The organism is Thermodesulfobacteriota bacterium, assembly GCA_036397855.1.
Taxonomy (GTDB): Bacteria; Desulfobacterota_D; UBA1144; order Nemesobacterales; family CSP1-2; genus DASWID01.
The window spans coordinates 1-12,430 of record DASWID010000002.1; the positions used below are offsets into that span (position 1 = coordinate 1).

The 12,430-nt window shown below is 42.0% G+C and carries 10 protein-coding genes; 6 read left to right on the forward strand and 4 right to left on the reverse strand.

The window, feature by feature from the left end:
- The first annotated feature begins 552 nt into the window (after positions 1 to 552).
- The 3 genes from VGA95_00025 (at position 553) to VGA95_00035 (ending at position 4,516) form a co-directional block, all read left to right on the forward strand.
- Entirely contained in the window at positions 553 to 2,247 is a 1,695-nt protein-coding gene (locus VGA95_00025; GenBank protein ID HEX9664931.1) for an electron-transfer flavoprotein:ubiquinone oxidoreductase, read from the forward strand.
- 197 nt (positions 2,248 to 2,444) lie between these two features.
- On the forward strand, positions 2,445 to 3,692 hold the full coding sequence (gene pabB / locus VGA95_00030) for an aminodeoxychorismate synthase component I (protein HEX9664932.1): 1,248 nt from the start codon (positions 2,445 to 2,447) through the stop codon (positions 3,690 to 3,692).
- Positions 3,693 to 3,703: 11 nt separating this feature from the next.
- Entirely contained in the window at positions 3,704 to 4,516 is an 813-nt protein-coding gene (locus VGA95_00035) for an aminotransferase class IV (protein ID HEX9664933.1), read from the forward strand.
- A 336-nt stretch (positions 4,517 to 4,852) separates the two neighbouring features.
- On the opposite strand, the gene mnmE is transcribed toward VGA95_00035, so the two are convergent.
- Positions 4,853 to 6,259 carry a tRNA uridine-5-carboxymethylaminomethyl(34) synthesis GTPase MnmE gene (gene mnmE / locus VGA95_00040; GenBank protein HEX9664934.1) on the reverse strand — a complete coding sequence of 469 codons (1,407 nt, stop codon included), beginning with the start codon at positions 6,257 to 6,259 and terminating at the stop codon, positions 4,853 to 4,855.
- A gap of 382 nt (positions 6,260 to 6,641) precedes the next feature.
- Here mnmE and VGA95_00045 point away from each other — a divergent pair, with 382 nt between their 5' ends.
- Entirely contained in the window at positions 6,642 to 7,052 is a 411-nt protein-coding gene (locus VGA95_00045; GenBank protein HEX9664935.1) for a hypothetical protein, read from the forward strand.
- 1,065 nt (positions 7,053 to 8,117) lie between these two features.
- Here the strand turns inward: VGA95_00045 and VGA95_00050 are convergent.
- Both VGA95_00050 and VGA95_00055 read right to left on the reverse strand, forming a co-directional pair.
- Positions 8,118 to 8,762 (reverse strand): START domain-containing protein, encoded by a 645-nt coding sequence (locus VGA95_00050; GenBank protein HEX9664936.1) that lies wholly within the window; start codon positions 8,760 to 8,762, stop codon positions 8,118 to 8,120.
- A 278-nt stretch (positions 8,763 to 9,040) separates the two neighbouring features.
- The gene (locus VGA95_00055; GenBank protein ID HEX9664937.1) at positions 9,041 to 9,220 is read right to left on the reverse strand and encodes a hypothetical protein; all 180 of its coding nucleotides are present in this window, start codon (positions 9,218 to 9,220) and stop codon (positions 9,041 to 9,043) included.
- A 367-nt stretch (positions 9,221 to 9,587) separates the two neighbouring features.
- Between VGA95_00055 and VGA95_00060 the strand changes: the two genes are divergently transcribed.
- On the forward strand, positions 9,588 to 10,721 hold the full coding sequence (locus VGA95_00060) for an adenylate/guanylate cyclase domain-containing protein (GenBank protein HEX9664938.1): 1,134 nt from the start codon (positions 9,588 to 9,590) through the stop codon (positions 10,719 to 10,721).
- A 132-nt stretch (positions 10,722 to 10,853) separates the two neighbouring features.
- Here VGA95_00060 and VGA95_00065 read toward each other — a convergent pair whose 3' ends face one another.
- Positions 10,854 to 11,747 (reverse strand): hypothetical protein, encoded by an 894-nt coding sequence (locus tag VGA95_00065; GenBank protein HEX9664939.1) that lies wholly within the window; start codon positions 11,745 to 11,747, stop codon positions 10,854 to 10,856.
- A gap of 67 nt (positions 11,748 to 11,814) precedes the next feature.
- Here VGA95_00065 and VGA95_00070 point away from each other — a divergent pair, with 67 nt between their 5' ends.
- Positions 11,815 to 12,390, forward strand: coding sequence for a hypothetical protein (locus VGA95_00070; GenBank protein ID HEX9664940.1), 576 nt, complete (start codon positions 11,815 to 11,817; stop codon positions 12,388 to 12,390).
- Positions 12,391 to 12,430 lie beyond the last annotated feature (40 nt).

Genomic DNA, 12,430 nt, shown 5'->3' on the forward strand with positions numbered 1-12,430 from the left:
TGCGCACAGCCTTTCTTATCTCAACATGTTCCTCAGTGAGTAAAGGCATTGCATTATCCTCCGAAAATTATGTATGTAATCTTATGCGGGGGTTTTAGAAACCACCTAAGTTTACTCAATAATGTGTGTTGCGCAATAAAGGCGCGGAGAAATGATCTGACGATATCAAGTATTATTGATAGGCTGGACTTTGAAGTACCGAGCAAGTAGGAGATTCAAGTTCTTCAGAATCTGGAGAAAATCTCATCGAACCTTTCAAGGAGTTCCTGGTCTTCACGGTAATCTCCTCCATGATGCTCATACTGCAATACCTATGCGTGCACGTGGAGTTCATCGTATTTAGACATCCGACGTGGATTTCGGTCGTTATACCCCTCTTGGGGCTATTGACCTTATTAATCTGCAGTTGTGGAAGGTTTTTTGTTTTACAGAAATACATTTTCTGCTTGACTTTTAGAGTGATTTTGATAGAATACGCTTAGTTTATAGGGGTATAGCTAGTCCTTTTTGTCCTGCCAGTGTGAATAGTCTCAACTTGGAGGGAATTTTAAGATGTCAAGCATACCGGCCCAATTTAAGCCTCCGGTGGAGAAGAATGAATTTATCTCGGGAATTACTCACAAGCCAGAAGACCTGGTAGAAGTTGGTATTCTTTTTGTCGGCGCTGGTCCTGCCAGTCTTGCCGGTGCTATTCGCCTGGCACAGCTTCTTTCCGACGAGCCTGAGATTATGGAGTCCCTGGGTGAAATTCCTATCGCAGTAATTGAGAAAGGAAAGTATCCTGGTGCGCACCTGGTTTCGGGGGCAGTAGTGAATCCAATTTCTTTTCGAACCCTTTTTCCTGAACTGAAAGACGAGGATTTTCCCTTCTTTGGACCTGTGGATAAGGAATCCGTCTATTTCCTAACTAGAAAGCACTCACTTATCCTACCAACCCCCCCCACGATGCATAATAAGGCGAATTTTGCTGCATCTATAAGTCAGATGGCTAAGTGGTTGGGTGAAAGGGCCGAAGAGGCTGGTGTAATGATATTCAATGAAATGTCGGGCATGAACCTCTTGGTCGAAAACGAGGTCGTAAGGGGTGTCAGGACAGATGATAAAGGACTTGACAAGGATGGCAACAAACTCGGAAACTACCATCCGGGCTCTGATATCTTGGCGAAGGTCACAGTGCTTGGAGAGGGGACAACAGGTCACCTCTCAATGGCGATGATTGATCACTTCAATTTAAAGGGGGCAAATCCCCAGGTTTACGCACTTGGGGTAAAGGAGATATGGGAAGTACCAAATCCCCTCGATCGCGTGATACACACTATGGGTTGGCCTCTTCGAGGATCAAGGAAATACAGTGAGTTTGGCGGAAGCTTTATATATCCCATGGGACTGGATAAGGTTTGTATAGGACTCGTAGTCGGGCTTGATTATACAGATGCGACACTCTCGGTTCATGATTTGCTCCAGGAACTAAAATTGCATCCATTGGTAAAGGAGATATTGGACGGTGGAAAACGTTCAGACAACGGCTGGGGGGCGAAAACGATACCCGAAGGAGGACTCTACTCTATTCCAGACCCCTTGCATGTACCTGGAGCGCTTTTAATAGGTGACTCCGCTGGTCTAGTAAATGTACCTGCACTTAAGGGTATTCATTACGCTATGATGTCCGGAATCATAGCTGCGGAATCGATATTTTCTGCATTGAAGGGTAAGAACGATCCCGCTGGTCCTGATGCCTTGGCTGGATACGATCGAGCAATAAGGAAGAGTTTTATTTGGAAGGATCTTTATCAGGTCAGAAATATGCGTCAGGCCTTTCAGGATGGGTTTGTCCCCGGTTTAATCCTTGCCGGGTTAATGACAGTTACAAAGGGCCTATTCCCCGGAGGAAGGTTTAAGTTACATCGCGATAGCGAAAAGGAGATGTTTATTGGAGATAAGCGATCCTATCCGAAACCAGATGGTGAGTACACATTTGATAAATTAACCAGTGTTTACGCAAGCGGTAACAGAAGCCGAGATAATCAGCCAGATCACATTCGAATCAGAAGGGACGTTCCTGAAGTTATTGGGGAAACCTGGATCAATATGTGTCCTGCACAGGTCTATGAATGGGATGAAGAGAATGGGAAAAAGGTTATAAGGACAGACCCTTCAAATTGTGTCCAATGTGGAGCCATTACCTCCAAGGGCGGTCGACTAACCCCACCCGAAGGTGGCAGCGGCCCGGAGTATACTGAGACGTAAAAGCAAATTGTTTGATTTGCTTGTAGTTCCCGCTTCCCAAGCGGGCCGAAAACGATATCGGCCCCTATATAGTCTGTCAATCAAAAGATGCTACAACAAGCAAATCTTAAATAGCGCACTATTCATGATTACACGGAATTGAGGCTGGAAAGGGTTTTACAATTTATTCAAAAAGGTTTGGGTTTTCATGAGCAATTATGAAGGATAAAATTGATTTATCATCTTGCTCAGCGCTGTTATTGGATTCAGGAGGTGGATGGAATCAAAAGGAAGATAGTTCTTATATCTGTTTTGGTAAACCGAAATTCTCGCTTTCTTCTACGGATGGGTGTATAAGCATTCAAAATTCCTCCAGAGATCCTGATTTAAATCGAAATCCATTAGAGATTCTAAGGGGAGTCTTGTCTGATGGATATATTGCAGTAGGCTATATTTCCTATGAATTTTCAGAATTTACGCAGGAAGGATTTTCTCCTACCCGGTTGAAGGATGGAGAGCGGTTTCCCGATATGCATTTTCTATTTTATAAGGCGGAGGATATTACTTCGGGAAGAATCGGAGAATTAGCTTCTGAAATTAATGAGATGTCAAATATATCAATAAATACAGTAGGTTATGAATGTCTTGTTAGTTCCAATATGTCTAAAGAAGAGTATTTAAATAGGGTAAAACTTGCTAAGGGTTTCATAGAGAGGGGGGATATTTATCAGGTAAATCTTTCTCAGCGCTTCCGCGCAAAATTCAATACGGATCCGCTTAAATACTTTCTCAATCTTTATCATATTCAACCAGTGCCCTATGGTTGTTATATAAATTTTGGGGAGTATAGGCTCGTAAGTGGATCAATGGAGCTTTTCTTGAGGAGAAAAGGGAATCAAGTCGTAACAAAACCGATAAAAGGCACAAAAAAGCGGGGTAGCTCAGCGGAGTCAGACGAGTTACTGATCTATGAGCTCTCGAAAAGCGATAAGGAGAGGGCAGAAAACCTCATGATAGTTGATTTGATGAGGAATGACCTTAGTAGGGTCTGCAATGTTGGTACGGTTAATGTAACGAATCTTTTCAAAATAGAATCATATTCTACCCTTCACCAAATGGTATCAGAGGTAAGTGGAAATATGAGAAGGCATATGGGACTGAAAGATATAATTGAAAACACATTTCCGCCTGGGTCCGTCACCGGTGCTCCTAAGAAAAGGACATTGGAGATAATAGATGAGTTGGAGCCGCATTACAGGGGTCCTTATTGCGGGGTCATAGGTATTTTCATGCCTAATGGGGACCTTACATTGAGTGTGGGCATAAGGATAGTAGTAATTCGGAATGATTCGGCAACCTTTTGGGTGGGGAGTGGAATTGTTTGGGACTCGGAACCAGAAGAGGAATACGACGAGACTTTGATTAAAGCAAAAGCTATCCTATGTGCAATGGCTGTAGCAAGTTAGGAATCAAGTAAGTGAAAGAGATAATACGTATTAATGGGAGGCCGGTTGAGGAGGGAACGCCATTACGGTCACTGATATATGGGGAGGGCTTATTCGAGACATTTCGTTGCAAATCGAAACTTCCTTCTTATTACGAGAGACATATTGATAGGATGAGAGAAGGAGCGAGAATTTTGGGTATACCATTCCCAAAAGATGAAGAAATAAAGGATGGTCTACACAAAGCCTTATCAGACGCTAGTATTTCCGACGCATATGTCAAAATCGGCCTTCTGTCTAAGGGCAGTCCGGTCTTCCACAAGGAACCCAGTGGGAGTTCGCTTCTTGTAGTCGTAAGGAAATACCAGCCTCAAAAACAATCAATCAATGTGAAGGTGAGTTCTTATAGACGGAATTCTAATTCACCGATTTTACGTATAAAGTCCCTAAATTATTTAGAAAATATTCTTGCAAAAAGGGAAGCTTTATCTTCAGGGCATGATGAAGCAATATTTTTGAACGAGAGAAATGAGTTAGCCGAGGGGACGGTAACCAACATATTTTTCATAAAGGGTAAAGTCGTGTGTACGCCTTCACTTGAGTGCGGGCTGCTATCGGGGATAATTAGAGGTGCGATCTTTCAAATTGTTAATGAGTTTGGTTTTGAACTTAGGGAGGGTAGGTACAGCTTGGAAGCGTTGAAGCGTAGTGACGGGGTTTTTCTTACTAACTCGGTAATTGGTGCTGTAGCCGTATCTTCAATCGATGGAATTCAGCTGCCCTGTGATTGTGAGGTTTTTTATAAGGTGGAGGAAAGACTTAGGGGTAAGTTGGGTTGGGAATAATTAATTATGCTGTTTTGAACTTTAGGGTATGTTCAATTTTTCAGAGGTTCGATTATCTGATAAATTCAAGGGTTGCTACTCAAGAGATCCTGTTGGATCAGAGCATGTCGGAATCTCATTTATCGAATAGAGCCTCTATAATGGTATGAGTTGCTTAAGGTACTGAAAATAAAGGGGTTTGGGTTGTGGATGAAATGTGGATAAATTTTCGTTCGATTGAGACTGGGTCACTTAAGTACCTAAAATTATTGGAATTAAAGTGCAAATAACGACTAGCTGCTGTGAAAGATTTTATCCACAACTGTGGATTGTTTCACGTGAAACATTCATAAGTCCCTATTTTCCAATACAAAATTTGCTGAAGATTTTTCCTAGTAAATCTTCTGTTGTTACTTCACCTGTTATTTCACCTAGCGAGTGTAGAGCGTATCTCAGGTCTGCTGCAAGAAACTCAGGTGAATCACCCTTGGATAGTGCTTCCTTAAAGGAGTATAAACCTTCTCTCGCCTTTTCAATCGCAATTTTGTGTCTCAGCTCGGATATAATGAACTCGGATGCCTCTATTTTATCTCTTGTTCCTACGAGTTTTTGAAATATTGTTGTCTTTAGATCATCAATTCCAATCCCTTCTTTAGCTGAAGTCCTGACAATTTCGTGATTGGGTAAATATCTGTGAATTTGCTGCTCTGATAGGTTCTGAGGCATGTCAATTTTATTAATAACCAACACCGACTTATCTCCGCATAAGCTAGATATGATCTCGAGGTCATCCTGATCAAGCTCCGTACTTCCATCAAAAACCGCTATGATGAATTCGGCCTCATTAGCCTTCTTCTTGGTAAGTTCGATACCGGCACTTTCTATTTCGTCTGCAGAGGCTCTCAAGCCAGCAGTGTCGACAAGCCTGAGTGGAATTCCCTTTACAACTATGCTCTCTTCAATAAAGTCTCTTGTAGTTCCAGGAAAAGGACTTACAATTGCCCTATCCTTCATTATTAACTGGTTTAAAAGGCTTGATTTTCCTACATTTGGCTTGCCAAGGATTGCGGTATATACTCCGTGCTTTATAATTTTGCCCTCCTCGTAGGTGGTTAATACCTTTTTAAGTTCATTAATAACAATTTCTGTGCGACTTGACATATGTTCTTTTTTGATCGGGTCTATTTCATCCTCCGGGAAATCAACGTGAGCCTCAATCTCGGCGAGGATGTCGAGAATGTTTTCCTTTGATTCATTAATCTTTTTAGATAGTAGTCCTTCGAGTTGAAATTCGGCCTGCCTCAGGCTCTCATCGGTCTGAGCGTTTACAACATCAACCACCGCTTCGGCTTGTGCGAGGTCCATTTTGCCGTTCATAAAGGCTCTTAGCGTGAATTCTCCCGGACCCGCCGGTCGAACTCCATTTTTAAATAGTATGTCGAGTATCCTTCTGGGTACTAAATATCCACCATGGGAATGAATCTCCACCACATCCTCCCCTGTGTAGGAATGTGGCGATTTCATCAAAACGCATAGCACATTATCGATAAATCTTTTAGCCGCTGGATCAAGAATCTGTCCCCGATAGAGCCTATGGGACTCCATGTCGAAGACACTCTTGCTTTCCTCGGTCCTTTTGAAGAACCTTTCCAAGACCTTTAATGCTTCTGCACCGCTTATCCTAATTATTGCGATCCCGCCTTTACCCTCAGGTGTCGATATTGCAGCTATTGTGTCTTCGTTTGGAAGTGCAAATTGCTTCATTTGTTGGTAATAATCTACCATAATCAGTGTGAGGGCGCTATTTAGGATGAAAAGCCAATTCTGTAAACCGTAATTCAGATTTTGGGTTTTCTGAACCTCTTTCGAAACCCAGGGGGTTTCCTTCACCTTAGGAAACTCTAGTAAAATCTAGTGATACGATACTGGCTAACTCAGTGGTGCGCGAATATCGACGTGCACTGATTGCATTAGTCGAATGGGGTTTTAGAGATTCTATCGTAGGATCAATTTATGAAATGGCAATTTTGGCTAATTGTCGTTTCATATAACTTATTGATTTGATTGAATTATTCATATTTGGTGGAAATAAGGGGCCGTGTCTGAATTTGCAATTTAAGTAAGTCTTTCATTATAATAACACCGAATGAAGAAGCGATATTTGAAAATATTCTTATTACTTTGTCTCTTGTGCTCGAGGGTAAACGCTCAAGAATCCAGGAGCCTAGGCCCATTTGTGAAGCACCCCGAGTGGTATATTAATGTTACTGACTGGTCATTTTATACGGCTTTTAAGGTGGCAATTATTCATCATATCACTATTGAAAACACGGGCGATGTAGCCTATAAAGATGTGCAAATTAGGATTCGTTATTATTCCACCGCACCTTCAACACATGGAACAATTGTTGGTCAGCAAGAAGGTGTATTACCAGTCACACTTCCACCTCATTCAAGAAACACGTACCTTAAAGACGGAACTGTTTTAGGATCAGGTTCAAGCCTTTTCTATGTTGGGGGTTTAGAGGTGTTGGGTGCAATTCCGATTCTTGATTGAGGAATATCTAGTCCGATCATTTTTTGTATTTAGGCAATTGGGGTCACTCCTTTACTTTCAAATAGCTAATTACGTGTAACTTGCTACAGAGTTTCCGTTGCGAGCGAAGTGAAGCAATTTCCTCGCTGATGATAGGAGTTTTGAGCCTCCAGTTTTTCCGGCTCGCCTGTGGCCATCATTTCAATATGCATGCCTGTTCCTGGCTCTTCTGTAATATCCAAGCATATTACAGTCTTTTTACAATTTTTTGCTAAACAATTTTACGGTGGATGATTCCTAAAATCACTACATCATGTCCCACAATCTTCCTTTGTTTTCTATCCAGGAGTTCAATGTCTTCTTCTACCTCTGGGTGCTAAACAATCGTATAGTGCATTCATTCTTCCTGCGTAGAGCCAGGGCGAACCTTCCAAATTTCATCATGAGATAGAGCACTCTTACGGTTAAATGTTTTTTCGCGCTGAGAAGAGCGATACTTTCAAGGATTCTATCTTCATAAATTTCCAGCGCTTCACGAAGGAGGTCTCCTGCTTTAAGTGATATGGTATACCTTCTTTTTTTGCGATTTTTCTTATTGCTTCATGGAGAGGTTTTTCTAAGACAACATTAATACCTGGGTTTTTAGCGGGCATATTTTCTCCTTAATTTAATGTATATTTAAAGGGTATCAGATGTGAGGCACTATATGAAAAGTTCGGGCACAGGCTTAATCGGGAATCCATACGCATATCATCTCGAACGGAGCTACAATTTTCGTGGGAGCGGCTTCTACCCGCGAATAGAAATGTAGCGGCGGACTTTAGTCCTCCGCTTATTATTTAATTGATATGGCGACCTGGTTTTCGCCGATACATTTTTCCGTTCGTGGCGAAATTCTTAATATTATAATATAATAGAAGGGACAATCCTTTGTGTGACCCAGTGCTAATAGCTGCTATTCTCGAAGACCTGGGGTAATTTTTGACGCAAAGAAAGAGACGGACAAGAAAGAGCAAAGTCTTGAGACCGAAAGTATGAGAGATAATTTAAGAAATAGCGGCGAAGAAAATCGAAAAGAAAAATAACTCATTTATTCACGCCTGACCCCATATCTTCCCATCCATCTGCAATCCCTTCACTGGAGTACTTTAATTTAGCCTTTTGATATTTTTGTTCCTGGACTATTTTTTTCAAATACTTTAGGGTCTCGAAAGGTGTAGCCACTATTAGTGAATTTACAATCCATGTTGGGACTCCACCGCCAGGCTCTGTATGATGCAGCCAGGTTACTTCCACAGAGCCATCGTGTAAGGGTTTGAAAAGATAATATCCTGCAGATGTTTTTATTCGAACATTGTTTGTCTCAGAAATATAGTCCGGAACTGAATTTAACTTGATAGTAATCTCTTTACTCTTTGGATCTTGGGTCATAAGAGTATGCAGAATCAGGTCTCTATCTTTCAGTGGAAATGGAAAATTTATAACTTGGTAAAGATATGCTTCGTAGAAGCCAATATCCCTCAGTCTTGTGCCCTGCTTGCAATTGTGTACCCATTCTGGGCAAGCATCTGCATCATATAGTACAGCCAGTATGCTATCCAGCGATGAATTGATGTTCGTAACCCCCTTAAATTCCTTTATTTTTGAGCCAGGGATGGTTTCTAAGAATACCTTAATTCCATCTTCATCCTTAACCAATTCCCATTGTGCTTTTGCTGATCCGATCGTCACGATTGAAAATAAAAACATAAGGAGAATTAAAATTAGATAGTTAAAGGATTCTGGATTCCTCATGAAAAATATTGAGATAAAAAGTTTTGGTCATGCCTATCTAAAAAGGATATATGATAATACAAAATTTGCACAAGCTTTTGAAAATAGTAAAGAGTTCCTAAAAGAGACCTAAGGAATTTGATTCAAGTCGGCTTCATAGAATGTTTATCCCTTTTTCATTAAGACATTGAAAAGGACATAGCCCAAATAGCTCTATAGTTACTTTTGTAAAATGGCTATGTTATCACGCGTGGATATGCCATCGCTGTAAATGCCAGATATTTCAGGGACAAGATCTTTAGAAGTATTTTCTTCATATATCTTACTCTTCTTTCTAACTTCTTTGTCTTGATACAAAGAAGCAACCCTTCGACATCGCTCAGAACTAGGCTACCCAAAAATTTGCTAAAATCCACCTTAATCCTCCTTTAGAAAAGGAGGAAAATCCCTCTTTCTTAAAGAGCCTGTCCTGAGCTAGGTCGAAGGGGGATTTAGGGAGATTTTAACGTCTTCGTTTCTGATTTTCTTAATACTGAAACAAGTTCAGCACAGGCCGCAATCTTTGGAATGCCGTTCGAGTCCTTTTCATTCTGAAAAGGATTAATGAAAATAAACCTATTCGAGAAACTGTAAAAATTTGTCACGGAATTATCTAACGTCACAATCGCACGCAATTTGGGTTTTTGGAATTTTGAGAGGTACCCAAAGTTAGGATAATGATTTATGGTGTCTATTTTTTGTGTGCTGAATTTTTAATTACTTAGTATAGAATTAAGTACTAAAATGAATATTTCATTTTTAAAAATAAATCCCAAGACAAAGTCTCATCTTTTCAATATCTTCAGTACCACCATTTTCTGGTTTCTGGCCGTCCTTTTGTTTGTAGTTTTGAGGACTGTTGGTATACAAGAAGGTGCCGATTTTTTAAAATTAGGGCACGACCACATTAAATTGGATTTATTAACCGTACTAGTTGGAGGATTAATACTAGGGATCGCTTTTGGGATACTGGACATTCTTCTGGATACCGAAAAAATCAGGAAGAAGTCCTATGGTTTCATTATATTAGTCAAGGGCATTTTTCATGTAGCAATATTAATTCTGGTCACATACCTTATCGTCGTTATCTTAAGTCTATTTGAATCCGGAATTGCTTTAAGACAAGCATATTCGTTTTCTCTTTACAAGTGGACGATTAGTGAAGATTTCGTAGTTGCTTTGGTTTATCTTTGGGTAGTAAGCATGATAATAAGTTTGATAAGACAGGTTAACCTTAAATTCGGACCCGGAAATCTGGTGAGATTCATGCTTGGAACCTATCACCACCCGAGGGTGGAGGAAAGGATATTCATGTTTCTAGATATGAAATCATCTACTACGCACGCTGAGCGATTGGGTCATATTAAGTACAGTGAATTAATTCAGGATTGTTTTTATGATCTGACGGATGTTGTGATTGAGCGGAAGGTGGAAGTTTATCACTATGTGGGTGACGAGGCGATTCTAACATGGAAGATAAGCGAAGGGTTGGAAGATGCAAATTGCGTGAAAACATTTTTTGATTTTGAAGAGGTGTTATATGCGAAGTCAAAGTACTATACTAAAAAGTATGGATTTCCCCCGCAATTTAAGGCCGGAGTAAATATAGGTTTGGCAACAATAGCTGAGGTGGGGGAGATTAAGAGGGAGATACACTTTCATGGAGACGTGTTAAATACAGCGTCTCGCCTGCAAAGCGAATGCAACCATTATAATAAAAGAATGCTTATATCTGAGGATCTGAGAAGGCGCTTCTCAGATTACCCAGATCTTAATTTTGAATTAATTGGGGATATTTTTTTGAAGGGAAAAGAAAGGAAGCTAAATATCTATAGTGTTGAAGAGAAAAACGGGTCAGAGAAGAGGGTGTCCGTCTAGTGGATTATATTCACTTAAGGTAAAAAGCGAACCTATTTAGAGCCGCCTCGCTAATTCTGATTCTTGTTTCGAGGTTACGCAACATTTGATTACTGAGTTCCAGATTTTCGGGCCAACACTTCTCATATCTCCTTATTGGAGCTCGCAACTACTGAAACAATCCGAGTCATCACAGTCAACTGCGCCGTCTCCATCATTGTCAAACTCGTCAAAGCAGCTTGATTCTGGATTTTCACAAGTCAGGGCTGCCGCACAATCAGGATCCGCACAGTCTGTAAGGCCATCTCCATCGTCATCCAAAGTGTTGCTGCACTCTGCCCCTGTCTCGGTACAGGCTGGGTCTGTGGCGCAATTCGGATCTGCGCAGTCAGTAAGATCATCGCCGTCATTATCCTCAAAGTCGTCACAGGTCATCTCAGGCTGTTCACAAGTAAACGATACTTCACCAGGAATGATCTCCCCTTCACAATCGCTATCTGCACAGTCCGTAAGTCCGTCTCCGTCATTATCCATAAAGTCGCTGCACTCTGCTCCTGTCTCGGTACAGGCGGGGTCTGCGGCGCAATCTGAGTCTGCGCAGTCAGCAAGATCATCGCCGTCATTATCAGCTCCGTCATTACAGGTCGTCTCAGGCTGTTCGCAAGTCTGTTCCTGGGGCCCGAACTCACCTATGCAATCGGGATCTGCACAGTCCGTAAGTCCGTCTCCATCATTGTCAAAGAAGTTGTTGCAGGTTGTCTCCGGTTGCTGGCAAAGCTCCCCACAAGGGCCACCCGCCTGACCCTCACAATCCGGGTCTGCGCAGTCTATCGGACCGTCTCCGTCATTATCTAAGCCATCGTCGCAAACTTCTGGTGGTACCTGCGGTCCAGGTACACACATTCCATCGATACAAACTTGTGTTCCAGGACAGGGTTTTTCGACATTACAACCGGCTACACACATTCCGACCTCTACTTCACCAGGAAAGGAACAAACTTTTCCAGGTGGGCAGCGTTCGTCCGATGTACACCCGGGTACGCACATATTTGCTTCGTCACAAATCTCCCCAAGTGGGCACTGTGCATCCGTTTCGCAGGGAATCGGAGTAGGAATGGGAGTTGGGGTGGGTGTCGGTGTAGGTATCGGTGTAGGTGTTGGAGTTGGCATGGGACTTGGTGTCGGTGTAGGAATCGGGGTTCCAGTCGGCATGGGAGTTGGTGTCGGTATAGGTGTAGGTATTGGCGTAGGGGTAGGAGCAGGGGTGGCGGTAGGAGTCGGGGTGGGAGTTGGTGTAGGTACGGGTGTAGGTACGGGTATACAGGTAATTTCTATGGTGTTTTGTCCAGGGAACACGTCTGCTGTTACACCACCGCTACAACACGGCTCTCCGTTTTCATCACTTCCTTCTACATTAAAATTTCTAGCGCTTCCAACAGGCACAAGGACTGTAATCTGTTCTCCGATGCCAAATATCTTTTCTATCGGATCGAAGCCGTCTGTAATTGTGAGTGTAAAGAATGCTACACAGTCAAGGATGCTTTGTTGGGTAGCCGCATCCCGTTGGGACGATGCATCGAGGCATTGCTCTGTAGGGAATCCAATAACAATCCTTGTGCCGGCATGTTCGGAATTTTCATTGAAGCCAGCATCCAGGCAGGAGAGATTGATCAATAAAAGGATTACGTAAATAATGCTGCGTGTTTTTTCCATGATTTTAACGTCTACTT

Coding starts and splice junctions, on each gene's coding strand:
- VGA95_00065 (HEX9664939.1), bottom strand. CDS start 11,747: ATGTGCGTACCCGGGTGTACATCGGACGAACGCTGCCCACCTGGAAAA.
- pabB (HEX9664932.1), top strand. CDS start 2,445: ATGAAGGATAAAATTGATTTATCATCTTGCTCAGCGCTGTTATTGGAT.
- mnmE (HEX9664934.1), bottom strand. CDS start 6,259: ATGAAGCAATTTGCACTTCCAAACGAAGACACAATAGCTGCAATATCG.
- VGA95_00060 (HEX9664938.1), top strand. CDS start 9,588: ATGAATATTTCATTTTTAAAAATAAATCCCAAGACAAAGTCTCATCTT.
- VGA95_00045 (HEX9664935.1), top strand. CDS start 6,642: ATGAAGAAGCGATATTTGAAAATATTCTTATTACTTTGTCTCTTGTGC.
- VGA95_00025 (HEX9664931.1), top strand. CDS start 553: ATGTCAAGCATACCGGCCCAATTTAAGCCTCCGGTGGAGAAGAATGAA.
- VGA95_00070 (HEX9664940.1), top strand. CDS start 11,815: ATGGGAGTTGGGGTGGGTGTCGGTGTAGGTATCGGTGTAGGTGTTGGA.